The sequence below is a fragment of the Allohahella marinimesophila genome, from assembly GCF_039538005.1.
Lineage (GTDB): Bacteria > Pseudomonadota > Gammaproteobacteria > Pseudomonadales > Oleiphilaceae > Allohahella > Allohahella marinimesophila.
In genome coordinates this window covers 141,522-165,928 of sequence record NZ_BAABBO010000011.1, presented here as the reverse complement: position 1 = coordinate 165,928, position 24,407 = coordinate 141,522, and the positions used below count along the sequence as shown (strand labels likewise).

Here is a 24,407-nt window from a genome sequence, read left to right as displayed (position 1 = left end):
GAAACGGCAGCACACTCATTCTCAGATCAATGAACAGTAACGCCGGCGAGTGGGTCGTTATCACTGTCATCGGCCGACTTGCCGTTTTTGCCATCTTGCCCGGGCGCGGCGGACTTGCTGTTCTTGGTGATTCGGAAATCATGCCAGAAGTGGAGCACGGCGGTCTTGACGAACTCTTCGATCTGCAGGAAGTCGAACTCCGCGCCTTCATTGACTTCCTCGGCCGCGCTGTCCGGATCGAGCTCACCGATGGCGATGAGGTCTTCGATAAGCTCCTGCGCATCATCACTGATGTCCATGATCTGATCGCCGAGCAGGGCCGAAAAGCCTTCCAGAAAGCCCTGGCTCCACTCGGCCAGTTCATCGAGCTTCACGGCAATGTCATCGGTGCAGGTATCCAGCCAGAGCGAGAAATCCATCGCGTCTGAGGCCAGTGCTTCCTCGGCATAGCCGAATATCAGTGCCAAGGCCTTTATGTAGGGGCCATCCACCGCTTCGTCGCTGTCGAGCACCGCATCGGTATGTAGCCACCAGGGCGTCTCGGCGAGCCGGCCTGGATCGAGCGAGGAAAACGATTCGCGCTCTGAAGGATCCAGCTCGGAGGGCGCGATGGAGGCCGAATCACCAGCTACGACGCGGCCGGACCACAGCCCGTGAATGTAAGCAGCCGACACTGGACTGTTGAGCTGCTGGAGAATCTGAGCCAGTGCTTTTTGCGGAGTAGCCATGACGTATACTGGTCCACTGGGTTAGTATGAGCGCATCTTGTGTGCGGGTCTGCTTGCGCCTGTAAGCGTTACGGCTATGCTAGCATGACGCATAGCTGCATGACATATCGCCAGCACCACATAGAGAGCGGGGGCGCCTCAACGGCCACCTTCGCGATGATCTATACGAGGATTCAATGGAAGTCGTCAAGCTTCAACAGCTCAATGAAAAAATGGAACGTCTGATCGCACGCTGCCGCCAGCTCGAGAGCGACAACGCCGCGATGAAAGTTCAGCAGGATGCCTTCCACAAGGAGCGCATGCAGCTGATGCAGAAAAACGATATGGCGCGGTCGAAGATCGAAGCCATGATTGGTCGGCTCAAGTCTCTGGAGCAGTCATCGTGAGTAGGTATTTATGAACAAGCCCGGTAACGCAGTCGCCGTCACCATCCTCGACAAGGAGTATCTGGTCGCCTGTCCGCCAGAAGCACAGAGTGGCTTGCGAGAAGCCGCTAGTGCGCTCGATACGAAAATGCGTGAAATTCGCAATACCGGCAAGGTGCATGGCCTCGAGCGGATTGCCGTCATGGCCGCGCTCAATCTGAGCTATGAAACCATGCAGGCTTCAACGCGGGACTCGGCCATAGAGCAGTCGCTGGAGCAGATGCACCGGCGCCTGGATGAAGTGCTCGGCAAGTAGCCAGACGTTTTTGGCTGGCCTTGCAGGAATTAACAATACGTCACAGTTGGACGCATCTAAGCGGTTAACATCCATGGAGCTTTGCAGTAGACTGGTTCCACTGCCTGGATTATCCGCCAGCTGGATATGTCCTCGAGCCGATACTTATACTACCGGCTGCCTAATGTGGCTGATGTGTGCAAGTCCTGAGCGAAAGCGACAGGAAAGCCTTTCTCAGCCCTGCGGTTGCCACCTTGAACCATCGGGTTCAAGGGCTACATCCAGTAACGGTAATTCGGGTAGCTTCTTTTCCCTCTGTTTCGCAGGTCGCTCATGACCAGTCAGCGAGACGCCAGATCTTCCCTGAGAAAGCAGATGCGCCGCCGCCGGAGAAGCCTTACGGCTACTCAACGTCGACACGCCGCACTGGCGCTCGCTTCAACGATCACCACACAACTCCTGTTTCGCCGCAATCTCCGCTGGGGCCTCTACCTGGCAAACGATGGCGAGATTGATCCTGATGTCCTGGCAGCACGTTTAGTTCGCTGCAGAAGGCAGTTATTCCTGCCTGTACTGCATCCGGTCCATCACGGTCGTTTGTGCTTCGCTCGCTTCTATCCAGGTATGCCGATGATGCGCAATCGCTTCGGCATCTCTGAGCCAGCGCCGCCACTGCTGACGGTGCCGCTATGGACACTTAGCACGATTTGCGTACCGTTGGTGGCCTTCGATGAGCAGGGTAACAGGCTCGGTATGGGCGGGGGCTTCTACGACAGAAGTTTCGGGCGCTTCAGCAAGCCAAGCGGTGCTGCGACCACTGGCCTGGTTTCAAGGCCACTGAAACTGGGTATTGCCTTCGAATTCCAGGGGGTGGAGCGCCTGCCCTCGGAGCCCTGGGATATTCCGCTTGACGCTATTGCGTCCGATAGGCGCTATCAGTCGACCGCCTCGTCAACAACGGTTGCATCTGAACAGCCGTAACAACATCGCTACGCGAAGCTGTCGCAGCTTCTGCGTCGTCGTGCATCATCGTGGTAAATCCTGACACAGCCAGGCTGATGACGAAAATAAACAGCACAGTGGTGATGGCGTCGGGTTTTCTTTGCATGCCGGTAAGACCTTTTTTTATCCAGATTCAGCGACTTCAGGGTTGTTGTTGAAAATTATTATAGAAGGTATCGCTAACTTTCAAAGGTCAAAACACAAAAAATCACTGTTTTTTACGCGCTCATGCACAAACGCTTACTTCCCGAGAAAAAGGCCGTAAGCCGGATTATCCGTTTCCTCCCAATATCGAAACCCAATCGTATCGAGCATGGTCTCGAAGTCGACCTTATCCTCCGCCGGAACCTGCGCTCCGACCAGTACCCGACCAAATGCCGCTCCATGATTCCGATAGTGAAACATGGAGATATTCCAGCGGGTTCCGAAGGACATCAGGAACTTCAGCAATGCACCAGGCCGCTCGGGAAATTCGAATCGATACACCAGCTCGTTGAGTAGCGCCGGCGAGTGGCCGCCCACCATGTGGCGAACGTGCATTCGCGCCATCTCATTGGACGTGAGATCGATCACGGTGTAGCCGCCGTTACTGAGCGCCCCCATGAGGTCGCTAGTTTCCTCAGCACCCCTGCTCACCTGAACACCCAGGAAGATCTGCGCCTTGGCTGCATCGTCGGTCGTCCGATCGTCCAGCGCATAGCGATAGTTGAATTCGGTGATATTGTGGCCGCCAAGGGTATTGATAAGCTGCTTGAAGCTGCCTGGCTTTTCTGGGATCTGCACGGCAAGAATAGCCTCTCGCGCCTCACCGATCTCCGTTCGCTCAGACACGTAGCGCAGGCGCTCGAAGTTCATGTTTGCACCGCTCACGGTCGCTACGAGGCGCTGGCCGACGGCCTTCTCGCGAGTGACGTACCGTTTCATTCCCGCAACAGCCAGCGCACCAGCCGGCTCAGCGATGGACCGCGTGTCTTCGAAGATATCCTTGATGGCCGCACAGATTTCGTCGGTACTCACCAGGATCACCTCGTCGATGTGATCCTTGCAGATGGACCAGGGAATGTCTCCAATGCGTTTTACAGCCACGCCGTCGGCGAATATGCCAACCTCCGCCAAAGTAACAGGCTGTCCAGCTTCGAGCGCGGCATACAGACAGTTCGAATCGGCCGGCTCCACACCGATCACCTTGATATGCGGATGCAGATACTTGATATAGGCCACTACACCGGCCGTCAGACCACCGCCACCGACACAAGTGAAGATAACGTCTGGCAGACCTTTGAACTGACGCAGTATCTCGACCGCAATTGTCCCCTGTCCGGCAATGACATCCTCATCATCGTAGGGCGGGATATAAGTCAGCTGCAGCTCCGCGACGAGTTTGGCTGCATGCGCGGCAGCTTCATCGAAGGCATCACCGATCAGCACGACTTCAGCGCCACGGGAGCGCACCGAGTTCACCTTGATCTCCGGAGTGGTCTGGGGCATCACGATGATGGCCCGAATACCGAGTTGTTGAGCGGCCAGGGCCACACCCTGGGCATGGTTCCCGGCGGAAGCGGTGATCACGCCGCGCTGCCGCTCGGCCTCGCTTAGCTGCGCCAGCTTGTTGTAGGCGCCTCTGATCTTGAAAGAGAACACGGGCTGAAGATCTTCACGCTTGAGCCAGACCTCGTTGCCCAGGCGCTTGGACAGCAGTCTGGCGTGATCCAGCGGCGTTTCTATGGCGCAGTCGTAGACTCGGGCGGAGAGAATTTTCTTGATGAAGCGCTGTAGCATTAGATGTTCCGGTATCGGCCGGCGTCGCTTGTTGACAAATTCGGGCCTGGCTTGAAGAATCGTGAGATAGTAGCGGTACTACTATACCTCAGTCTACCGCTTCACCGGGCTACAGGCTCCACACTCTCAGGCATGGCAGGTCATCATGGATCAGAACCAGCAGAAAAAGGCCGCAGCGGAAGCTGCCGTCGAGCGCATCCTCCCCTTACTGAAAAGCGATACCATCATTGGCTTCGGCACAGGTTCAACTGCCAACTTCTTCATTGATGCGATGGCTCGTCACAAGATCGATTTCGACGCGGCGGTCGCCAGCTCTGCAGCCACAGCAGAACGGCTGCGTTCGCTGCATGTGCCAGTACTGGAGCTCACCTCGGCATCCCGGGTCGACTTCTACGTCGACGGAGCGGACGAGTGCAACGAGCATCGTCAGCTCGTCAAGGGCGGCGGCGGCGCATTGACGCGTGAAAAGATCGTTGCGGCAGCTGCCAGCGAGTTCATCTGCATCGCTGATGAGAGCAAGTTCGTCGACGTGCTCGGCAACTTCCCGCTACCGATCGAAGTCATCCCCATGGCCCGCAGTCTGGTCGCCCGCAAGATAGTCGCGCTGGGCGGCGATCCGGTCTACCGGGAAGGCTTCACAACGGACAACGGCAACATCATCCTCGATGTTCACAACCTCAGGATCACTGACCCGACAGCGCTCGAGTCAGATCTCAATCAGATTACCGGAGTAGTCTGCAATGGCCTGTTTGCAAGGCGGCCGGCGGATGTTCTGCTGCTGGCAGGTGCAGGCGGCGTCCGGACGATCAGCTAGCCCCGGCGCCCTTCGCTCGCTTATACTGTGCGCCAGTTTCCAGAGCCGAGTCGATCATCGACTCTCAACCCCGCTTTTTCAGATAAGGACGCACCATGAATTTCGACGCCATCCCAGCCGGCAAGGATCTCCCGGATGATTTCAACTGCATCATCGAAATCCCGGCCAACGCCAATCCAATCAAATATGAAGTCGACAAGGATGCTGGCATGGTCGTGGTCGACCGTTTTATGGCAACACCGATGTTCTACCCGGCCAACTACGGTTTTATTCCCAACACGCTGGCTGACGATGGCGACCCGCTGGATGTGCTGGTCGTTGCGCCCTACCCGATCCAGCCAGGTGCGATGATTCGCTGCCGCCCCGTCGGCATCCTGAATATGGAAGATGAAGCTGGTGGTGACGCCAAGGTGCTGGCAGTACCGCATGCCAAGGTCTCTGCTCTGTACAACGACGTGCATGAGCCCGCGGACCTTCCACAGCTGCTGATCAAGCAGATCGAGCATTTCTTTGAGAACTATAAATCTCTCGAGCCAGGCAAATGGGTCAAGGTCTCTGGCTGGGCCGGTAGTGCCGAGGCACGCGAAGCCATTACTCAGTCGGCTGCCGCCTACAAAGGCTGAGCCAATTTCCCATCCCGAAGCGACTGGACTCCGCATTCATGGCTGCTGACGAACCGGCCGGCAACGTGAATGCGAACCCTGTGCTGGACCAGCGACCGGCTGACTTTCTGGCGCCCAGATTTTGGCCGACCTGGCTGCTGATCGGTCTGCTGAAACTCATTTCCAGACTCAGCATTCGTAACATACAGTTCTTCGGGCGCATGCTCGGCAAGGGCGCTTACCACCTTCTGCGTGCACGCCGGTCGATTACCCGCACCAATATTCGGCTTTGCTTTCCCGAGCGATCTGCACTTGAGCAGGAACGGCTCGTACGCGCCAGCTTCGAAGCCAATGCAACTGGTTTTCTGGAAGCGGCCGCTGTCTGGTTCAACGATCTTGAACGCTTTCGCCCGATCAGCAGAGCCTATGGCCTGGAAAACCTGGAAAATGCGATCGCCGAAGGCAAGGGTGTGCTGCTGCTTGGGGGACACTTTGCCACCATTGATCTCGCGGGCGCGCTCTACAATCTGTTTGCGAATGCCGACGTGATGCAGCGCGATCACAATAATCCGCTATTCAACTACTACATGACCCGTGGCCGAAGCCGCTACTGCCAGCGCATACTGAATCGAGGCGGGCTAAGAGGTGCACTTCGCAGCCTGAAAGAAGGCCGTGTAGTCTGGTATGCGACCGATCAGGACTATGGGCGTCAGAACAGTACCTTTGCGCCGTTCTTCGGCGTGCCTGCCGCGACGATTACAACCACGTCCAAGATTGCAGCCAGAACCGGCTGCCGAGTGCTGCAGTTTTCGCACTTCCGCAATATCGGCGGCTACTATGAAGTGCATTTCAGCAAGCCATTGACCAACTACCCTTCCGGCGATGAAACCGCCGATGCCACCGCCACGAACAAGCTGCTCGAACGCGAGATCCTCCGCTTTCCCGAGCAATACCTGTGGATGCACCGCCGATTCAAGACACGCCCGGACCCCGCCGAGCCTTCGCCGTATAAAGTGGTGAAGAAAAAGAAACGCAGGCCTCGTACGGCGGTTGCCAATACATGAGGCTGCCCTGGAGCAGAACCGGTGCAAGCCCGGGCGTCTATCCAGGCAAGGCGGCCGATTCGGCTGGCTTCATTTTCCTCGTGGCCTTCATTTATCGCCTGGTTGCGGCGGCACTGCTGCAAAGCAGCGAATATTCGCTGGCCTACTCGCTCTATGGCGTGCTCACCGGGAGCCTGGGCTGTGCGCTGATGTACTATCTGCTCGGCTACTTCCTGGACGGCTTCGGCCGCTTCAATGCCGCACTGCTCTTCGCCATCACGCCTACCTGGATATTCTGGGGTCTGGCGTCTTTTGAAGGGGCTTCGCAGTTCTGGTTGCTGATCGCCTCGGTGCTCTGTCTGCTTCACGCGACCGAACGCAGATCCCTGCTCGCAGCCGTTGGCAGCGCAATAGGCGCCATCGTGCTGGTCTACCTCGACGTCAGCTTTACCGTACTGATCATCGTGAGCGCGGTCTATCTCTTCATCCGTGGAGAGTTTCGTCTGTTGCTTGTGTATGTGGCGCCGTTCCTGCAGGCCTACCTTGTCATGATGTGGCTGAGCTCGATGATTGGGGGCAGTAATTTTCTACATGAAGCGCTGCTTCGCCTGGGATTGCTCAATAATGCCTTTGAACATTATGCCGTGCTTCGCTCGGAGCTCTCCGAACTGCACAACAGCAGCGAACGGGCACTGGATTTCACTTTCCCCGGCTTCTGGAAGGAGAGCCGCACGCTAGCCGGCTGGATCATCTTCGGCACAGAGTTCAACTGGCTGGCCCGCAGTCTGTTCGAGCCCGTAATGCTGTTCTATATCGCGGGACTGATCGGCATCCAGCGGAGCGTTCGCCGTAATCCGAGCTTCGGCTTTCTCTCGCTACTGGGGCTGGTGGGGGCGATCGTTCTGTTCTTCCAGATCAGCTGGAGCTGGAGTGTCCGCGACCATGATCTGCTGATACTGGTGATACCTACTTATATCCTGGTGGCCCTCGGCATCGAGAACATCAGCGGCCTCAGAAGCACTCAAACGCCTTCAGCAGGCCCCGTTACCAATGGCAGCACAGCAGCAGGCCTCGGCAATGGTCCTGCGCTGTTGAGTTCAGCAGAAGCATCGAGTGCGCGAAACCGCAAGGCAAGCCATCGCAGGAAGCGCAGGATACTGCGTCTGAAAGCTACTCAGTTTTTCCTGCTGCTCATAGTCATTGCCATGAGCGTGAAGCTGTTCAAGCCGCGCGAGGATTTTTATGTGCCCGATATTGCACCGGGCTATGAGTCGCCTCACGATACCAGAACCGAAAGGGCCGTCCGTCAATCGAGATAGGACAACCACTCGGCATAATCGTCGCGCCGCCCCTTCACCACATCGTAGTACAGCGACTGAAGTTTTTCGGTGATTGGTCCACGCTTACCTTCACCGATCTGCCGTTCATCAAGCATACGAATCGGTGTCACCTCAGCAGCTGTGCCAGTGAAGAACGCCTCGTCCGCGATATAGACCTCGTCGCGCGTGATAGGCTTCTCCACGACGTGCAGGCCAAGTTCGTCCGCAAGACGAAACATGGTATTGCGGGTGATGCCGTTCAGGCACGAGGTGAGCTGTGGCGTGTACAGCACCCTGTTCTTGACCATGAAGAAGTTCACCGCTGAACCCTCCGCCACATAGCCAGCAGGATCCAGCATCAACGCCTCATCACAGCCGCTGGCCAGGGCTTCGTTCAGGGCCATCATGGAGTTGATGTACTGCCCGTTGGCCTTGGCGCGGGTCATGGCAATATTGGGGTGGTGCCTGGTGATGCTCGAAGTCCTGACCTTCAGCCCCTTGGCGACCGACTCTTCTCCGAGATAGGAACCCCACTCCCAGGCAGCGATCATCACATGCACCTGCAGGTTACTTGCCCTCAGTCCCATACCCTCTGCCCCATAAAACACCATTGGTCTGATGTAGGCAGACGCCAGATCGTTCGCCCGGACAGCCGCCAGCTGTGCCTCGCTGATCTCGGACTTCGAGAATGGCATCTTCATATTGAGGATGTGAGCCGAGTCGAACAGCCGGTTGGTATGATCTTCGAGCCTGAACAATGCAGTGCCCTGCTCAGTCCTGTAGGCCCGTACGCCCTCGAATACGCCGGCCCCATAGTGCAGAGTGTGGGTCAGGACATGCACATTAGCCTCCCGCCACGGCACCACCTCACCATCCATCCAGATGAACCCGTCTCTGTCAGCCATTGATGTCATTACTTCGTTTCCTCGTCTTCCGATGTTGATGGCTCAAACCAGCGTTGCCACAGCGCAGACACTTTCTCCCGCTGAGGCAGCATTCTGGCCACCAGCGCTTCGCCTGTCTCTACTGTCGCTGCATAATTCGTTGATGACGCATTGTCGTCAGGCTCAGGCTCGTCACCTGCCTCGTGCGACGTCGTATCGGCAGTCAGTCCCAGTGTCTTGCTGTGTAGCTCCGAACGGAACAGCTGATAGATGGCAATAAGACAGTCAGCGGCTTCGGGGTCTACACACTTGCGGCTGGAGAGTTCCTCCAGCATGCGAATGTTGTCACTCCACCTGGCGACTGTCGGAAAATCATGCGCCCATCGGAGCACTGCGTATTGCACCATGAACTCGATGTCCACAATGCCACCTGCTGCGTGTTTGAGACTGCTTTTCGCGTCGACGGCGAATTGCGTGCGCATCTTCTCACGCATTTCGAGTACATCGCGGCTCAGCTTGACCGGGTCGCGTTCAGCACACAGTACCCGCTGACGAACAGCCATGAACTTTTCACCCACTCGGGGACAGCCGGCCACAAAACGTGCCCTCGTCAATGCCTGCAGCTCCCAGGTCCAGGCACGCTCACGCTGATACCGCTCGAAGGCTGTGAGGGTGCTCACCAGCAAGCCGCTGTTGCCGGATGGTCGAAGTCGCATATCCGTCTCATACAACTCGCCTCGCACGGTTCGGGTCGACAGAAAATGGATGATTCTCTGCCCAAGCCTCGCAAAGAACACGCTGTTCTCGACGGGTTTTTCTCCGTCGGTTTCCAGTGTATCGTCAGCGTCGTGGAGGAAAACGAGATCGAGATCGGAGCTGTAGCTGAGCTCCAGCCCACCAAGCTTGCCGTACGCAATGATGGCAAAATCAGGATCGCAGGGCGTCGTGGCATCGCGCATCGGGCGGCCATACTTGTGAACCACATCCTGCCAGGCGAAATGCAGCGCCTCACCGAGCATCGCCTCAGCAATTGCGGAGAGATAGTCACTGACTTTCATCAGCGGCAGGGTCTCGCGGATTTCCGACGCCGCAACTCGCAGCTCATGGGCGCGCTTGAAATAACGCAGCGCATCCATCTGCTCTTCCAGGTCTTCCTCTGGTATTCGCAGCAGTTCCTGACGCAGCTGATCGGTGAGCGTCGCCACATCGGGCGGGGTATAGATCTGCTTGTGCTGCACCAGCTCGTTCAGGAGCACCGGCAGTGATATCAGCTGCTCGGCGATCCATTCGCTATCGTGCAGCAGGCTCATGAGCTCGTGGAGCGCAAGCGGGTTCTCGATCAGCAGACTCATATGCACCGACCTGCCGATCACCTGCTCCAGCAAGGCAAAGAAACGGGCACTCAGCCAGGGTGCGAGTCCGTAGCGAAACAGCTGTCCAAGTGCCGTAGGCATCAAGGCATGGAAGCGCCGCACCCCCGCCGGCCTGAGCTGGCGAAACTGCGAGTAGTGCAGGAGCCGGTCTGCGAGCTCGAGCAATTCGTCCAGGTGCCCGAGTGCTCCAGGCTGCAAGCCTTGCGCAAGCAATTGCTGGCGGACTGCAGCAGGATCTGGTGCCACCTCCTTGTCATGTCGCTGTGGCACCGAATCGGCAGTGATGTCGACACCGAAGGCGCCAGCAATGATGCGCCAGCATTCGGTGCAGTCGACATCGTCCAGCACCCCTGCGCCAGTCTGCTGGTCCTGCGCCACCAGACCAAGGTCAATCAGCTCAGCCTGGGTCGCCGGGGTTACTACACTGTTGAAAACCTGGCGGACGATCTTGCGATGTCGTGCAAGGGTCTTCAGCAACTGTGGATAGTCAGGCTCATTCATGGCGAAAGCGATACGAGACTGGTCTCGATCATCAACCGGCAGCAATTGGGTCTGCTGGTCACGCAGGCCCTGCAGGGCGTGCTCGAGGTTCCGGAGGAAGGCATAGGCCTCCGCAAGGCCGGCGCACTCCTTCGGCTCCAGCAGGCGCAGCTTCTCGAGTTTCTCCAGCATACCGAACAGGCTGCCCTGACGAAGCATTACCTGTCGCCCACCGTGCATGAGCTGCATGACCTGCACGACGAATTCGAGCTCACGGATGCCACCTGCGCCGAGCTTGATGTTGTTCTTGAGGCTTCGGCGCACGACTTCCTGTTCAATCATGGCTTTCATTTCGCGCAAGGCCTGAATGGCCGTGAAGTCGATATAGTTGCGGAATATGAACGGCGACAGATTCGCCAGAAGGCGTGAGCCTGCTTTGATGTCGCCTGCAACAGCACGCGCCTTCAGCATCGCGAAGCGCTCCCAGTAGCGCCCCTGATTGAAGTAATAGTGCTCAGCCGCGCTGAAACTGATGGCCAGCGCGCCGTCGCGGCCGAATGGACGCAGTCGCATGTCGACACGGAACACGAATCCGTCAGCCGTGCGCTGGTCAATTGCAGCAATGATGCCCTGGCAAAGCTTACGGTAGAAGGCCGGCGTGTCCAGGCTCTGGAGCTTCCCCGGCGGCGTTTCACCCTCCGGCCAGCTGGTCTCACCGCAGTCCTGCTCGAACAGAAAGATCAGGTCGATATCCGATGAGACGTTGAGTTCGAACGAGCCCAACTTTCCCATACCGAGTATGACAAGCGGCTGAGGCTTGCCTGCAGCTATCGGATAGCCGTGGCGCCGACCCAGCCGCTGCATCCAGAAATCATGCGCAGCCTGCAGACAGAGTTCCGCCAGCCAGCTCTCCTCTCGCGTTGTCTCCTCCACCGTGTTGCAAACGACGAGGTCGCGCCACACGATTCGGAATTGCGCCAGGGTACGGAACTTGCGCAGAACCGCATTGAAGGCGGCCTCATCTTCATCCGGCGCGCCTGCACCAAGGCTGGTCAACAGCTGCTCGAAATCCGCTTTCTGCCAGGTCTTGTTCAGGCTGTCGGCTACGTAGCGCACGACGGCGGGCAAATGATTCTTCAGGGTCTCGGCGAGGAAGTCGCTCACGCAGAACGCGCGGGCGATCTGCGCAGCAGCGCCGTTCAGCCATGCCTGCTCTGCTGTGGGCGCCTCCTGCCCTGCGTCGGCCATGGAGGCCTTTGCACCGGCTTCACCTGATCCGGCCACGGCCCCGCTCCAGGCCTCTGGCACCTGTGCATCGTAGCGGTCGGCAATGGCATGCCAGCTCAGGCGACAGATCTTCTGACAGTCCTCTGGTGGCGTCAGAAAGTCTGCTTTTCCGGCAAGCAGATAACCTCGCGCGGCCTTGCTGATCTCGGACGGCTGCAGCTCGAGCGCCGGTTCAGTTTCGTCGGATTGCTCAATCCTGGTCCTGAACGCGCCCAGGAACTCATTGAAGGCTTCGCTGCCCCCGCGCTTGAGCTCGACTTCGAGTTCGCACAGCGCGGTCGTCTTGCCACCCGCACTGACCGCCCCCTGATCCAGCGCAAGTTCAACGTTCACGGCGCCTTCGTGCCACCAGATCAAGCGCTCGAAATCGGTGTTGAACAATGGGCGGAGCTGACTCCAGTCGAAGCCTGCCAGGCCCGGCAGCTCACTGGTCGCCAGCGCCTCTAGCCAGCGCTGATCAAGTTCGGGTACCGGTGCGTCAGAGGGGTGGTTGCCGAGGGGGTGATTCCACTCGCTTCGGCTGTGCAGTCCACCGGTCACGGTGCCTCTCGCTTTCACCGTCTGCTCCCAGGCCATCGACTCTGGCGCCAGTACCTGCAGATCCACCGTACCGTCGCCCTCGGCGAGCAGGGCAGTCGAACGTATTCGCAAGGCGACACCGACCTGCCTGAGGCGATGGTCAGGCGTATCGAAGTAGGTGTTCCTGAGTTGCAGACGCTGCCGCGGCTTGCCATAGGCTACGGCCAGACCCCGTTCCAGCTGTTCGAGTCTGGCGAGATCGAACGCGAACTTGGCTTCGAGTTCAACTGGCCCTGCGGCTGCGTCAGTTTCACTACTCATTGCACTTGCATCCTTTTAGTCGAGATCACGTAAATCATTGGATAGACCTGTGCTCAGGTCAGGACCACGCAGGCGCCCACGGCCGCGCCTGGAAAGTATTGTATAGTCTGAGCTTGCCCAGATCATAAACCATTCATGGAAAGGATTTTTGACAATGCCTACAGCACCCCACGGCGCCTTGCCGCCCATGCGCCTGCCAACCACCAGATCCCCACTCGGAAGAGCCATATTACTGGCCGCAGGGCTTACGGTCGGCACCGCCACCCTGATGACCTTGCAGGGATGCCAGAGCGCTTACTACAGCGCCATGGAGAAAATCGGCATCCCCAAACGCGAAATACTGAAAGATCGCGTGGAGAACGTCAAAGATTCACAGGAAGAAGCCAAGGAAGAATTCAGCTCAGCACTCGAGCAATTCCAGGCGCTGCTCGGCAAGCAGGACAGTGAGCTGCAGGCGAAGTATGACAAGCTCAATGACGCCTTTCAGGATTCGGAACAGGCTGCAGAGGATGTTCATGACCGCATACACAAGGTCGAGGGCGTAGCTGAGGCACTGTTCGACGAATGGGAGGACGAGCTCGATATCTATTCTGATGAATCGCTCAAGAGACGCAGTAGCCAGAAGCTGAAGGAGACCCGAAAGGAGTATCAGGCGCTGCTTAAGACCATGAAGAAGGCCGAGTCCCGAATGGAGCCTGTGCTCACGATTTTCCGGGATCAGGTGCTCTATCTCAAGCACAACCTGAATGCTCAGGCGATCGATGGCCTCAAGAGCGAGCTCGGTCGAGTAGAGAGCCAGGTAGAGGTGCTCATCAAGGAGATGAACCAGTCGATTGCCGAGGCGACGGCTTTTATGGCTACGCTGGAAACGGACTGAGAAAATCAGGTGCTGTTCGCAGCGCCTCAGGTCACAAATCCGCACTACAGACGAAGATGGCGTGACCATCCGGTTTGTTTCAGCGCAATCGGCCACCAATCACGAAACAGACAGTTCGCCGGAGGATGAACATCCTGCGTGAAGAATACGACTTTTCGAAAGGCGAGCGCAGTAAGTTTTATACGATGCCAAGAAACATTTTGCCTATTCATCTGAACACTCAAGTGCTGGATTATTTTGCGGTCACGGCCGAAGGGGTGAAACCCAATACGATGGTTGATGGTTTACGTAGACAAGTCACTGCCCTGATTGAAGGCGTCAAATAGACATGGGAGCCAGCGCCGTCACATCGATTTTTCGAATGGCGATGGCATGGCGCAAAGCTGATGGAGAACCGAGCAATGCAAAACGGTTTCGACCGCTATGCCAGCCTGTTCTGGTTCGAGCCGCTGAACCCTGAAGGAGCCCTGCTTACGGCACTCTCACAAACCACCCGACAGGAGAAGCATTCAGATGAGTAGTGAACATATCACGCGCATTCGCAAGGGCCGCACCGTCGAGGTAGTGAGCCTGATCTATAACATCATCGAAGTTGTTGTCTCTCTGACAGCGGGTTTTGCCACTGGGAGTTCTGCCCTGGTTAGCTGGGGCGTGGACAGCATCGTCGAAGCCAATTCGGCGGCATTCATGATCTGGCGCTTGCGTGGCGAGGAACAGGGCAAAAGTGAACGCGAGCTACGCAAGCGCAAAAAGATCACCCTGAGCGTTCTGTCCGGGGCCTTTACCGTCGCGGTGGCCTTTATCCTATATGAGGCGATCAGCAAGCTCATCAGCCAGGATACGGCGTCGATGTCGTGGTGGGGCATTGGCATCCTGCTGGTGTCGCTGGTCGTTAACCCACTGCTCGCGTGGGGCAAGTATTACTACGGCAAGAAAACCGACTCACCAACGCTGAAGTACGACGCCATCGACACGATGATATGCGAATATCAGACCATCGTTGTGCTAATCGGCATCGGTCTGGTGCAATGGCAGGGTTGGTGGTGGGCCGACCCGATCGCCGCGCTGTTGATTGTGCCCTACGTAGCGTGGGAAGCCTATGAATCGGGACGTGATGCATATCACGTCGAGCTTGATCCCGACGATCGGGAGGAAGCCGATGCTTGATAAAATGCTGCAACTACGACAGGAAATACCCGATGGCCTGGGATAGAGAAGACTTCAGCCGCGCCTATCGCCGGCTGGCGCCGGTCTACGACCACGGCCTGCTGCTGTACGAACTGGTCGGCATGCGGCTGCGCCGCTACCGCCGGGAGGCGGTGGCAGGGTTACACTTGCAGCCGGGTGACACGGTGGTCGACCTAGGCTGCGGCACCGGTGTCAACTTGCCGCTGCTCCTCGGGGCCGTTGGCCCGACCGGGCGGATTATCGGCGTCGACCTGTCGCCGGAGATGCTCGAACAGGCACAGCGGAAGATTGATGCGGAGGACTGGTGTAACGTTGAGCTGGTCGCAAGCGACATGGTCGACTATGTCTTTCCACCACATGTCGATGCCGTGCTGGCAACGCTGGCGCTGGCGACGATTCCTGATTACGACAGCGTGATCCGAACCATCGCCTCGGCACTTCCGCCAGGCGGCCGGCTCGCGAACTTCGAAATGACCTGGCCTGAAGCCTGGCCTGACTGGCTGGTAAAGCTGGGAGCCAAGTTGCAGCAACCGTTTGGCGTAACAACAGATTTGAAAGATCGAAAGCCCGCGCGCTCGATCCAGAGGCACTTTGCCCGCTGTGATTCCAGCGAGCGCTACTTCGGTGCAATTTCTTTTTGCATCGCCATTCGTCAAGCGGGGACTGGAGTCAATGTATGAAAGCGCTCAGCGCCGGCATCTACAATCAGTTTGCCGGGCTTTCAATTGATCCTTAACCGGGCAATTCGGGAGGGATGCCGTGCGGGCCATCGCCTGTGACACAAGCCTCGCCTTCGAGCTCAACATCGAGGGTGAGGTGTACGAACTTTTCAGTGTCCAGCATTTCACGCACTTTTTCCTTGACCGTTACCACTTCTTCCCGGCTTACCGATTGATTCATCACCAGATGCGCGCTCAGGACGTGATGTTCGCCATCCAGAGACCAGCTATGGCAGTGGTGTACGGAGTTGACGCCTGGCAGTGAGCTTATGTCACGCTCAAAGGATTCCATATCGAAACCCTCTGGACTGATCTGCAGGAACACATGGAAAAACTGGCGCAGGTTTCGAATGACGTTCCAGAGGATGAACAGAGAGATTCCGATCGAGAGTATGGGATCGATGATCGGCACATCCCAGATGGTCATGACGCCAGCGCCGATCAAGACCGCCGCCCAACCGAGCGTGTCTTCAAGCAGATGCCAGCTCACGACCCTTTCGGTCAGAGACGAACCCTTCCGCACCCGAAGCACAGCAACGCCATTGAAGACTATCCCGACCACCGCCAAAGCCATCATACCAGGGGCATTGACAGCCTCTGGTGACAGGAGCCGGCCCACAGCATGCCAGAGAATGAAGGCGAGACCCAGGATGAGTACGATCGAGGTGATGAGCCCACCGAGCAGCGCGTAGCGGCGATACCCATAGGTGTTTTGCGGATTAGGCCCCTTGTGCGAGAGGCGATCGAAATACCAGGCAAGACCCAGGGACATGGAATCACCTAGATCGTGTACGGCATCGCTGAGGATTGCGATGCTATTCGTCCACAAGCCTCCAATGATTTCAATGATCGTAAAGCTCAGGTTCAGAAAGAATGCCGTCTTCAAATTGCCGGAACTGTGATCGTGATGTCCGCCCATATTTCTGTTCCTTTCTTTGCTGCCCCGTTCCATGTATCGGGATGAACTTGCGGGGCTGATGTTGGTGAATACCTCGTCAGTCGCCGAAGAGGCTACGCAGAGCCGCAGGCATCAGACCGCTGGGTCAAATGAATTGATAGCTAAGCCCGCTTTCGAAGTGTGGTTGCACCAGACACTGCGCGGCATTTTTCTCGACCGATAAATGGGTACGCGCGACACCTTGCCGCTTGTTCATAAACAATAGCATTATTGCGTTGGTCTCCAAGGACGAATCTGGTAGGGTTACCCACGTCAATCATTTTGGCTTTACAGGATCAATATCATTTCTGCGACTCACCGCCTCCTGACCGTCTTTCTGGCCGCGCTCATTGCCTTGCAATCGGTACTCGCCATAGCGGACGTGCATAACAGCCATCAATCAGGTGAGGCGCATCTGTCATTCGAGCACGAGCACGAGGCAAGCAAGCAGACTCAGTCAGGCGACTTCACTGACAAGACCACCAATTCTGCTACCGCCCAACTGGATTGCCATCATTGTTGCCATTGTCATGGCTCCTCGCCAATGTTTCTCGATGACGATCAACATCCATCCTTTCTCACCGCGCTGCACGCTGGACTATTTGACTACCACGTCAGCTACCGGTCTCACATCATTTTTTCAGATAACCCACCTCCGATAGTCTAGTCAACGTACAGGCACGATCTGCTTATTGACACAGCGTGGCAATGCCGCGCTGCGTCTGATGTACATTGATTTACTCATTGCGAGGGCTTTTCATGAAGAAACTGCAAGTTTCTTATGCCATTTGTGCACTTCTTTCCTATTCCACGTTTGCCGTGCAAGCCAGAGCGGATAACTGGCCCGGCTGGCTGGCGCCACAGCTAGAGCAGCATCCGGATATTTCTGCCGCTCGCGAGCAATTGCTGGGCTCCTGGGCCACGGCCGACGCAACAGACCAGCCACTCCACAACCCTGAGCTGTATTCTGAAGTGGAACGTGGCGGTGAAGAAAATAACTTCCGCGTCGGTGTTCAGCAGACTCTCGACTGGTGGGACAGAAAAGGTGCGAGGAAGGATCAAGCCGTATCCATCCGCCAGGCAGCTGAGGCACAGTACCACCAGCTGGCCATGGACAGGACTGCCGAAGTATTGGAAGCCCTCATCGAGTGGGATGCCGCAAATCGTGCGGCCACGATCGCGACAGCACAGAAAGACCACTTCCAGACACTGCTCGAGTTGGCGCGCAAACGGCAAAGCGCTGGTGATATCAGCACCATCGATGCGGAGCTTACATTTCTTTTTCTGTCCCAACAGCTCGCCGAACTTGCCGAACTGGAAGTCGCGTCGCTGACAGCTGAGTCTCGCTTGCGTGAACTTCTTCCGGAGTGGTCGCCCGCACTCGGCGGTATTTCGAAGGACGAGTGGCCGACTCTGCCAAGTTCGCTGTCCGAAGAGGAGCTGCTGACGCATCCAGCAGTCGCGACTGCGCGCGCAAACTGGCAGGCGCTGAAGGAGGAGGCCGAGGTGACACGACGCGCGGCCAGGGCAGAACCCACTGTAGGCATCAATGCAGGTCGCGACGATGGTGAGAATGTCGTGGCGCTCACATTCGCCATTCCACTCAACGTGCGTAACGACTTCAGTGCCGAAACTCGCGCTGCGAGCCGTGCAGCTTTGGAAGCCGAAGCGCGATATCGTTCTGCTTTGCGCAAGCAACGATTCGAATTCGAGGCGGCTCTGGCCGCCTGGCAGCGTTTTCAACAACAGTATGGCCGCTGGCAAACAGTGGCGCAGAGTCATGTAGAGAACGGTCCCGAGATGCTGGAGCGCCAATGGCGTAGCGGGGATCTTTCCACAGCAGATTATCTTCAGACCCTCAACCAGCGGGCCGAGAGTCTTTTGGCTGGTATAGCACTCGAAAAACAGACGCAGTTGGCGCTTACACAAGTGCTACTTACATCGGGTCAACTGATCGCCGCGACAGTGCCACCCTCTGCTCAAACGAACTGATACGGGACACCTCACATGAACAAGACATTGCTTATTTTTCTACTTGGTACGCTGGCAACGGCTGGACAGGCCGAGACAACTTCTCCGGGCCATGCTCATGAAGAAACTTCACCGGACGCCGCTCTGACTGCCGAGCCGCCACACGATAGCCATGAAGAAGAAGATCATGATGAACACGGGGCGCACGATAAACATGAAACTGCCGAGGAACATGGTCATGACGAACACAGTGATGAAAACCATGACGAAGATCATGCCGAAGATGAAGGTGATGACCATGGCGGCAAAGGCCATGAGGAGGAAGGTGGGCACGATGAGGGCGGCCATGAGGAGGGCGGCCACGACGAAGGCGGTCATGATGAAGGCGCTGCCGCAACATTGACCGGTGGTCAGATGACGCTGGCGGATATTCAGGTGAAAGCGCTCGCCCCTCAGTCTGTGGACTATTCGCTCTATGCGCCGGGCGAAATCATGTCCAACGGCTACACCAGCTTCCGAGTATCGCCTCGGGTCCCTTCGGTGGTGTTGCGTCGCCACGTGGCGCTGGGTAGCCACGTCAAACAAGGTCAGCCGCTGGTCACGCTTTTCAGCGAAAGCGTCGCCCAGGCACAGGCCGACTACCGCAGAGCCTGGCCAGAATGGCAGCGGGTACAGAAGCTTGGTCGCGGAACCGTGGGAGAACAACGGTATATCAGCGCCAAGGCTGACCTGGAAGCCGCAGAGGCGACCTTGCTGGCTTACGGCCTCACTTCGGAGGACCTCAAGGCGCTGCAGACACAAAAGACCAAGGCCCTTGGCGAATATACCCTGCGAGCTGAAATCGATGGCTCTGTACTCGCGGACGATTTCGAGCAGGGGCAGCGCATCGAGGCAGGTGCCCCGATGATTACCCTGGCGGACGAAAAGGAGTTGTGGGTAGAGGCTCACCTGCCGGCCGATCGCTCGCTGGCCCTGCCCGAAGGGACGAAGGCGGAGGTCGTGACGCCCAACCTTCGCGTACCGGCGGTCGTGTCGCAGGAGGCACATACCATAGATCCGGTCACACGCACGCGAACGGTCCGGCTGCTGGTCGATAACCAGTCTCACCGGCTACACCCCGGCCAATTTGCCGAAGTGTTCTTTCAGTTCAGTACTGAAAAGCCAGTATTGGCCGTTCCGGAAGGCGCACTGATGCGAGGTGCCGATGGCGACTGGACCGTGTTCGTCGAAGATCATCCTGGCGAGTTCAAGCCAGTGGAAGTTGAATTGGGACGATCCCTTGGGCTATTGCGCGAAATATCCGGGGCCGCACCCGGCGCTCGTGTCGTCACTGAAGGCGCTTTTTTCGTCGCTTCCCAAATCGCCAAAGGCGGCTTTGATCCTCACAATCACTAAGCAAAGGAAAGTTCATGTTTAATCGAATCATCGATTGGGCAGTCACCAATCGCTTGCTGGTGGTGATTGCACTCGTGGCGCTGATGACAGCTGCCGTTTTTATCATTCCGAAACTCAATCTCGACGCCTTTCCTGATGTCACCAACGTTCAGGTGTCGGTCAATACTGAAGCACCTGGGCTAGCCGCAGAAGAGGTCGAGCAGCTCATCACCTACCCGATCGAGGCTGTGATGTATGCCTTGCCTGACGTAGAAGAAGTCCGCTCGATATCAAAGACCGGCTTGTCAGGCGTCACCGTCGTCTTCAAGGAAGGCACCGATATCTATTTTGCGCGTCAGCTTGTTTTCGAGCGGCTTCAGGCTGCCAGGGAGCTGATTCCCGATGGTGTTGGTACACCGGAGATGGGCCCGAATACCTCAGGCCTTGGACAGGTCTATCAATATCTGCTGGTCGCCGATCCCGACTCGGGCTTCGATGCGATGGCGCTACGCAGCCTGCACGACTGGGTGGTCAAACTCTTGCTGATTCCGGCTGAAGGCGTCACTGACGTGCTCTCCTTTGGCGGCGATGTTCGCCAGTATCAGGTCAACCTGAACCCGTCACGACTGCTGGCCTACGACCTGACACAGGACGACGTGATGGAGGCCCTCGAACAGAACAACACGAACGTCGGTGGGTGGTACATGAATCGTGGTCAGGAGCAGCTGGTCATACGTGGTACCGGCTGGATGGACCACGGCGAAGCAGGGATGGAACAGATCCGTCAGGTCCCACTGAAAACGGTGGATGGGACAACCGTTACCGTCTCCGATGTGGCTCAGGTCGAACTGGGGAGTGAAATTCGCCAGGGTGCAGTGACCATGACCCGAAAGAATGCCGATGGGGAAGTCGTCCAGTTGGGCGAAGTGGTCGCCGGTATCGTCCTGAAGCGTATGGGCGCAAATACTAAAACCACCATTGACGCCGTCAACGCCCGTGTCGACCGGATTAATCAGGCCTTGCCCGAAGGCGTTCATTTTGAGGCATTCTATGATCAGGCCGATCTGATCACGCAGGCCGTAGAGACCGTCGTCAACGCCCTTCTGCTCGCTTTCGTGTTCATCGTCGTCATCCTTGCATTGTTCCTGATGAACCTGCGTGCCACTTTCCTGGTTCTGATCTCCATCCCGATATCGATTGGTATCGCATTGATGGTCATGGCGTGGTTCGGGCTCTCTGCCAACCTAATGTCGCTCGGGGGTATCGCAGTAGCCATAGGCATGCTGGTCGACGGTTCAGTGGTGATGGTTGAAAACATGTTCAAACACCTGACCCACCCGGATGCCGAGCACGACTCACAAAGACTGAAACGCGTGGGGCCTGACGATATAGACCCTGTTGACGCCCCACATGACAACCATGGCATTGCGCTGAGGCTGCAGGAGGCTGGCCGGGAGGTTGCCCGTCCGATCTTTTTTGCCACAGCTATCATCCTGGTCGTCTTCATGCCGCTCTTCAGTTTTGAAGGTGTCGAGGCCAAGCTATTCCAGCCGATGGCCATCAGCATCATGCTTGCCATGCTTTCTGCGGTGTTCGTGGCGCTGATTATTGTTCCGGCTTTGGCTACCTATATGTTCCGGAAGGGGATTCGTCAACGAGAAAGCTTCGTGCTGAAGCCGCTGGATTACCTGTATCGCAGGGGACTGCTTTGGGCGATGGGACACCGAAAGACTGTGGTTCTGGTTGCGGGACTGATGGTGATAGCTGCCGCAGCCGTCGTTCCTCGTCTCGGCACGGAGTTCGTGCCTGAACTTGAAGAGGGGACGATCAATCTGCGGGTTACCTTGGCGCCCTCTTCCAGTCTCGACACTGCACTGACAGTAGCGCCCAAACTGGAAGCGATGCTGATGGAGTTTCCAGAAGTGACCTATGCTCTGTCGCGAATCGGGCGAGCGGAAATCGGCGGAGACCCTGAACCAGTGAACAATATCGAAATCTATATCGGTCTCAAGCCCGTGCCTGAATGGACGAGTGCCAGCAGCCGCTATGAGCTGCAGAGCCTGATGGAGGAGAAACTCGAACAATATCCCGGCTTACTGTTCAATTTTTCCCAGCCGATTGCCACGCGTGTGGATGAACTGCTGTCTGGTGTGAAAGCGCAGTTGGCTATCAAACTGTTCGGCCCGGACCTGGATGTTCTGGCCGAACAGGGGCAGGCCATTGAGACAGTCGTCAAGAAAATTCCTGGTGCGCGTGATGTTGCCATGGAACAGATTGCGGGTGAAGCACAGCTGGTCGTCAAACCAGATCGCCGCGCGCTTTCGCGTTATGGTCTGGCTGTAGGCGATGTGATGGAACTGGTACGGGAGGGGCTCGGCGGGGCGAGCGCTGGCCAGATCATCAACGGCAACGAACGCTATGATATCTATGTACGTCTTGGCGAACGTTTCCGTGAAAATCGTGAGGCGATTGCCGATCTGCGGCTGCAGGCGCCTTCCGGTGCGTGGGTTCGCCTGGGCGATGTGGCCGATGTCACGATAGCTTCAGGCCCGCCACAGGTCCGACGCGACGATGTTCAGCGGCGGGTTGTGATACAGGCGAACGTGCAAGGCCGGGATATGGGCAGCGTTGTAGCGGACATTCGACAGGTCATCGCTGAGCAGGTTGATCTCCCCACCGGCTATTCAGTGGAAATCGGCGGCCAGTTCGAAAACCAGCAGAGAGCGCAGAAACGACTGGCACTCGTCATACCTATCTCACTTGGCCTCATAGCATTGTTGCTCTACTTTGCGTTCGGGTCTGTGGGACAGGCCATGCTGATCCTGGTCAACGTACCCCTGGCGGTGATCGGTGGTGTGTTTTCGCTCTGGATTTCCGGGCAGTATCTGTCAGTTCCCAGCTCCGTCGGCTTCATTACCCTGTTCGGGGTAGCGGTGCTGAATGGGGTGGTCATGGTGGAGAGCATCAATCAGCGGATAGGCGATGGCCTGGCGGTAGCCGATGCCGTGTTCGATGGTGCGACCTCCAGATTGAGGCCTGTGCTTATGACCGCTCTCACCTCCGCGCTGGGACTTATACCCATGATGCTCTCGAACGGTGTTGGTGCAGAGATACAAAAGCCGCTGGCCAGTGTAATCGTGGGCGGGCTGGTGACAGCCACGTTCCTGACACTCTTTGTACTGCCCGTGCTCTTCGCCCTGTTCTCAAAAGGCAAGCTCAGAGACGCCCGTAAAGCCTAGCTATATGGCCCGCCACCGCCGCAATGGTACGGCGGGCCTTCTTCCTCGCGCCACTTTCACATCACAGCACGAGTCATTATTCTCGTCCCTCGGCCTTTCGAATTTCCGTACGGCCAATCAGTAAAAAACGTTTGTTTGCTCACGGTAAACAGATAGGTGACGATCTCTACGAGATTGGATTCGACGAAGGCAATCACTTGGCTTATTTTTTACTGACTCGCGTTGGCAGTTCAGGTGGGGCACTCTTTATCATTGAGGGAAAACTCCTTTTACTATCCACCCGTAACAACGGAGCTCATGATAATTGTTCAGAGCGTTTTTGGTGCATAGCGCGCTCCGACCCCGGCGAATGCACCAGATTGACGCATTGCGTAGAGTCGAGAGGTTCTTTTATGCTTTACCAGCGACGCACGAACAGCTGATACCAGCTTCGCTTGCCCAGCAATCAATGCATTGCAAATGTCTGCAGCGTTTTTCAGAAAGGTGGCATGTGTTTTGCCTAATACTTCGAGATCGTGATTTCTTTAACAAAGGTGCAAGCAATGAAAAAATCTCGAATGACGTCAAGTTTTGGATTGATGGTCACGCTCCAGCTGACATCTTCTCTCGTGAGCGCAGAGGTGAGTACCAACATCGCCGCTGTGAGCAATTATCTGTTTCGCGGTGTAACGCAAACAGACGGTTCCCCAGCTGTTCAAGGTGGAATTGACTTTGAACACGCCTCCGGTTTTTACGCTGGTACATGGGCCTCCAACGTGGATTTCGGCGATGAAACGAGTTACGAGCTGGACTTATATGCTGGATTCGCCGGAGCGATGAATGACCTTGGCTACGATGTGGGCTATATCTACTATGCCTATCCCGATGCGCCTGATTCCATTGACTTCGGGGAGATATATGGGGAGCTGAGCTATGGCGTTGCGGCCCTAGGCTTCGCGTATACAACAAACAGCGACGTGAGTGGGAAAGGGTTGTTCGTCCAAGGCGACCTCTACTATTATGCAAGTGTCGAAATACCTTTGCAGGACGGCTACAGTACGGGCGTTCTCGCAGGTTTCTACGACTTTACCGACGACAGCGCTCCATCTGTCGGAGACGCGAGTTACGCACATGCCTCAGCTAACATTACGAAAAATGCTGGAGAATTTGGCGACTTCAGTTTCAACCTGGAGTATGCTGATATCGATGAAGACACTGCACTGGGCTCGGTGAGCTCCAGCGACCCTAAGGTTTGGTTAGGGTGGAGCAAAACGTTCTAGTAAGATATGGCTGCTAGGGGCTGTTGACGTTT

The 24,407-nt window shown here is 56.8% G+C and carries 20 protein-coding genes and 1 other RNA gene; 16 read left to right on the top strand and 5 right to left on the bottom strand.

The features are described 5' to 3' along the window. Window positions 1-26 precede the first annotated feature (26 nt). Window positions 27-728, bottom strand: coding sequence for a UPF0149 family protein (locus tag ABD735_RS12955; RefSeq protein WP_344807058.1), 702 nt, complete (start codon window positions 726-728; stop codon window positions 27-29). 176 nt (window positions 729-904) lie between these two features. On the opposite strand from ABD735_RS12955, the gene ABD735_RS12950 reads away from it, so the two are divergent. The 4 genes from ABD735_RS12950 (at window position 905) to ABD735_RS12935 (ending at window position 2,369) form a co-directional block, all read left to right on the top strand. Then, window positions 905-1,114 carry a TIGR02449 family protein gene (locus tag ABD735_RS12950; RefSeq protein ID WP_344807056.1) on the top strand — a complete coding sequence of 70 codons (210 nt, stop codon included), beginning with the start codon at window positions 905-907 and terminating at the stop codon, window positions 1,112-1,114. A gap of 10 nt (window positions 1,115-1,124) precedes the next feature. Continuing rightward, window positions 1,125-1,409: a cell division protein ZapA gene (locus tag ABD735_RS12945; RefSeq protein WP_344807054.1), complete on the top strand. Its 285-nt coding sequence runs from the start codon at window positions 1,125-1,127 to the stop codon at window positions 1,407-1,409. A 98-nt stretch (window positions 1,410-1,507) separates the two neighbouring features. Then, a non-coding RNA gene (gene ssrS, locus ABD735_RS12940) (6S RNA) lies at window positions 1,508-1,694 on the top strand. Window positions 1,695-1,721: 27 nt separating this feature from the next. Next, window positions 1,722-2,369 carry a 5-formyltetrahydrofolate cyclo-ligase gene (locus ABD735_RS12935; protein WP_344807052.1) on the top strand — a complete coding sequence of 216 codons (648 nt, stop codon included), beginning with the start codon at window positions 1,722-1,724 and terminating at the stop codon, window positions 2,367-2,369. Window positions 2,370-2,630: 261 nt separating this feature from the next. On the opposite strand, the gene ilvA is transcribed toward ABD735_RS12935, so the two are convergent. Further along, on the bottom strand, window positions 2,631-4,184 hold the full coding sequence (gene ilvA / locus ABD735_RS12930; protein WP_344807401.1) for a threonine ammonia-lyase, biosynthetic: 1,554 nt from the start codon (window positions 4,182-4,184) through the stop codon (window positions 2,631-2,633). Between the two features lie 130 nt (window positions 4,185-4,314). On the opposite strand from ilvA, the gene rpiA reads away from it, so the two are divergent. The 4 genes from rpiA to ABD735_RS12910 all read left to right on the top strand — a co-directional run bounded on the left by rpiA (window position 4,315) and on the right by ABD735_RS12910 (window position 7,947). Continuing rightward, complete coding sequence (rpiA, locus tag ABD735_RS12925; RefSeq protein ID WP_344807050.1) at window positions 4,315-4,983, top strand: ribose-5-phosphate isomerase RpiA; 669 nt, start codon at window positions 4,315-4,317, stop codon at window positions 4,981-4,983. Window positions 4,984-5,078: 95 nt separating this feature from the next. Further along, window positions 5,079-5,606, top strand: a complete 528-nt coding sequence (ppa, locus tag ABD735_RS12920; RefSeq protein ID WP_344807048.1) for an inorganic diphosphatase — start codon at window positions 5,079-5,081, stop codon at window positions 5,604-5,606. A 38-nt stretch (window positions 5,607-5,644) separates the two neighbouring features. Next, window positions 5,645-6,649 carry an LpxL/LpxP family Kdo(2)-lipid IV(A) lauroyl/palmitoleoyl acyltransferase gene (lpxL, locus tag ABD735_RS12915; protein WP_344807046.1) on the top strand — a complete coding sequence of 335 codons (1,005 nt, stop codon included), beginning with the start codon at window positions 5,645-5,647 and terminating at the stop codon, window positions 6,647-6,649. Further along, on the top strand, window positions 6,646-7,947 hold the full coding sequence (locus ABD735_RS12910; RefSeq protein WP_344807044.1) for a hypothetical protein: 1,302 nt from the start codon (window positions 6,646-6,648) through the stop codon (window positions 7,945-7,947). The genes lpxL and ABD735_RS12910 overlap by 4 nt, the downstream gene beginning before the upstream one ends. Here the strand turns inward: ABD735_RS12910 and ABD735_RS12905 are convergent. Both ABD735_RS12905 and glnE read right to left on the bottom strand, forming a co-directional pair. Next, window positions 7,935-8,861 (bottom strand): branched-chain amino acid transaminase, encoded by a 927-nt coding sequence (locus ABD735_RS12905; protein WP_344807042.1) that lies wholly within the window; start codon window positions 8,859-8,861, stop codon window positions 7,935-7,937. The two genes, ABD735_RS12910 and ABD735_RS12905, sit on opposite strands and share 13 nt — an antisense overlap. Further along, entirely contained in the window at window positions 8,861-12,811 is a 3,951-nt protein-coding gene (gene glnE / locus ABD735_RS12900) for a bifunctional [glutamate--ammonia ligase]-adenylyl-L-tyrosine phosphorylase/[glutamate--ammonia-ligase] adenylyltransferase (RefSeq protein ID WP_344807040.1), read from the bottom strand. The genes ABD735_RS12905 and glnE overlap by 1 nt, the downstream gene beginning before the upstream one ends. A 154-nt stretch (window positions 12,812-12,965) precedes the next feature. On the opposite strand from glnE, the gene ABD735_RS12895 reads away from it, so the two are divergent. From ABD735_RS12895 to ABD735_RS12880, 4 genes are all read left to right on the top strand, one after another. Beyond that, a complete protein-coding gene (locus tag ABD735_RS12895; protein WP_344807038.1) occupies window positions 12,966-13,688 on the top strand; it encodes a DUF2959 domain-containing protein in 723 nt (240 codons plus the stop codon). Window positions 13,689-13,813: 125 nt separating this feature from the next. After that, entirely contained in the window at window positions 13,814-14,014 is a 201-nt protein-coding gene (locus ABD735_RS12890) for a hypothetical protein (RefSeq protein ID WP_344807036.1), read from the top strand. 187 nt (window positions 14,015-14,201) lie between these two features. Then, window positions 14,202-14,855, top strand: a complete 654-nt coding sequence (locus ABD735_RS12885; RefSeq protein ID WP_344807034.1) for a cation diffusion facilitator family transporter — start codon at window positions 14,202-14,204, stop codon at window positions 14,853-14,855. A gap of 32 nt (window positions 14,856-14,887) precedes the next feature. After that, entirely contained in the window at window positions 14,888-15,556 is a 669-nt protein-coding gene (locus ABD735_RS12880; protein WP_344807032.1) for a class I SAM-dependent methyltransferase, read from the top strand. A 52-nt stretch (window positions 15,557-15,608) separates the two neighbouring features. Here ABD735_RS12880 and ABD735_RS12875 read toward each other — a convergent pair whose 3' ends face one another. After that, window positions 15,609-16,514: a cation diffusion facilitator family transporter gene (locus tag ABD735_RS12875; protein ID WP_344807030.1), complete on the bottom strand. Its 906-nt coding sequence runs from the start codon at window positions 16,512-16,514 to the stop codon at window positions 15,609-15,611. A gap of 777 nt (window positions 16,515-17,291) precedes the next feature. Between ABD735_RS12875 and ABD735_RS12870 the strand changes: the two genes are divergently transcribed. From ABD735_RS12870 to ABD735_RS12855, 4 genes are all read left to right on the top strand, one after another. Continuing rightward, the gene (locus ABD735_RS12870) at window positions 17,292-18,524 is read left to right on the top strand and encodes a TolC family protein (protein ID WP_344807028.1); all 1,233 of its coding nucleotides are present in this window, start codon (window positions 17,292-17,294) and stop codon (window positions 18,522-18,524) included. A 15-nt stretch (window positions 18,525-18,539) separates the two neighbouring features. Beyond that, window positions 18,540-19,898 carry an efflux RND transporter periplasmic adaptor subunit gene (locus tag ABD735_RS12865; RefSeq protein ID WP_344807027.1) on the top strand — a complete coding sequence of 453 codons (1,359 nt, stop codon included), beginning with the start codon at window positions 18,540-18,542 and terminating at the stop codon, window positions 19,896-19,898. Window positions 19,899-19,912: 14 nt separating this feature from the next. Then, on the top strand, window positions 19,913-23,116 hold the full coding sequence (locus ABD735_RS12860) for an efflux RND transporter permease subunit (RefSeq protein ID WP_344807025.1): 3,204 nt from the start codon (window positions 19,913-19,915) through the stop codon (window positions 23,114-23,116). Window positions 23,117-23,658: 542 nt separating this feature from the next. Then, complete coding sequence (locus ABD735_RS12855; protein WP_344807023.1) at window positions 23,659-24,375, top strand: TorF family putative porin; 717 nt, start codon at window positions 23,659-23,661, stop codon at window positions 24,373-24,375. Window positions 24,376-24,407: the final 32 nt, after the last annotated feature.

Excerpts from the sequence above, each read along its gene's own strand:
- ABD735_RS12945 (WP_344807054.1), top strand. The coding sequence starts at position 1,125 with ATGAACAAGCCCGGTAACGCAGTCGCCGTCACCATCCTCGACAAGGAG.
- ABD735_RS12905 (WP_344807042.1), bottom strand. The coding sequence starts at position 8,861 with ATGACATCAATGGCTGACAGAGACGGGTTCATCTGGATGGATGGTGAG.
- ABD735_RS12950 (WP_344807056.1), top strand. The coding sequence starts at position 905 with ATGGAAGTCGTCAAGCTTCAACAGCTCAATGAAAAAATGGAACGTCTG.
- ABD735_RS12880 (WP_344807032.1), top strand. The coding sequence starts at position 14,888 with ATGGCCTGGGATAGAGAAGACTTCAGCCGCGCCTATCGCCGGCTGGCG.
- ABD735_RS12865 (WP_344807027.1), top strand. The coding sequence starts at position 18,540 with ATGAACAAGACATTGCTTATTTTTCTACTTGGTACGCTGGCAACGGCT.
- ABD735_RS12870 (WP_344807028.1), top strand. The coding sequence starts at position 17,292 with ATGAAGAAACTGCAAGTTTCTTATGCCATTTGTGCACTTCTTTCCTAT.
- ABD735_RS12910 (WP_344807044.1), top strand. The coding sequence starts at position 6,646 with ATGAGGCTGCCCTGGAGCAGAACCGGTGCAAGCCCGGGCGTCTATCCA.
- ABD735_RS12895 (WP_344807038.1), top strand. The coding sequence starts at position 12,966 with ATGCCTACAGCACCCCACGGCGCCTTGCCGCCCATGCGCCTGCCAACC.
- ABD735_RS12935 (WP_344807052.1), top strand. The coding sequence starts at position 1,722 with ATGACCAGTCAGCGAGACGCCAGATCTTCCCTGAGAAAGCAGATGCGC.
- ABD735_RS12875 (WP_344807030.1), bottom strand. The coding sequence starts at position 16,514 with ATGGGCGGACATCACGATCACAGTTCCGGCAATTTGAAGACGGCATTC.
- ABD735_RS12885 (WP_344807034.1), top strand. The coding sequence starts at position 14,202 with ATGAGTAGTGAACATATCACGCGCATTCGCAAGGGCCGCACCGTCGAG.
- rpiA (WP_344807050.1), top strand. The coding sequence starts at position 4,315 with ATGGATCAGAACCAGCAGAAAAAGGCCGCAGCGGAAGCTGCCGTCGAG.
- lpxL (WP_344807046.1), top strand. The coding sequence starts at position 5,645 with ATGGCTGCTGACGAACCGGCCGGCAACGTGAATGCGAACCCTGTGCTG.
- ABD735_RS12860 (WP_344807025.1), top strand. The coding sequence starts at position 19,913 with ATGTTTAATCGAATCATCGATTGGGCAGTCACCAATCGCTTGCTGGTG.
- ABD735_RS12890 (WP_344807036.1), top strand. The coding sequence starts at position 13,814 with ATGAACATCCTGCGTGAAGAATACGACTTTTCGAAAGGCGAGCGCAGT.
- glnE (WP_344807040.1), bottom strand. The coding sequence starts at position 12,811 with ATGAGTAGTGAAACTGACGCAGCCGCAGGGCCAGTTGAACTCGAAGCC.
- ABD735_RS12955 (WP_344807058.1), bottom strand. The coding sequence starts at position 728 with ATGGCTACTCCGCAAAAAGCACTGGCTCAGATTCTCCAGCAGCTCAAC.
- ABD735_RS12855 (WP_344807023.1), top strand. The coding sequence starts at position 23,659 with ATGAAAAAATCTCGAATGACGTCAAGTTTTGGATTGATGGTCACGCTC.
- ppa (WP_344807048.1), top strand. The coding sequence starts at position 5,079 with ATGAATTTCGACGCCATCCCAGCCGGCAAGGATCTCCCGGATGATTTC.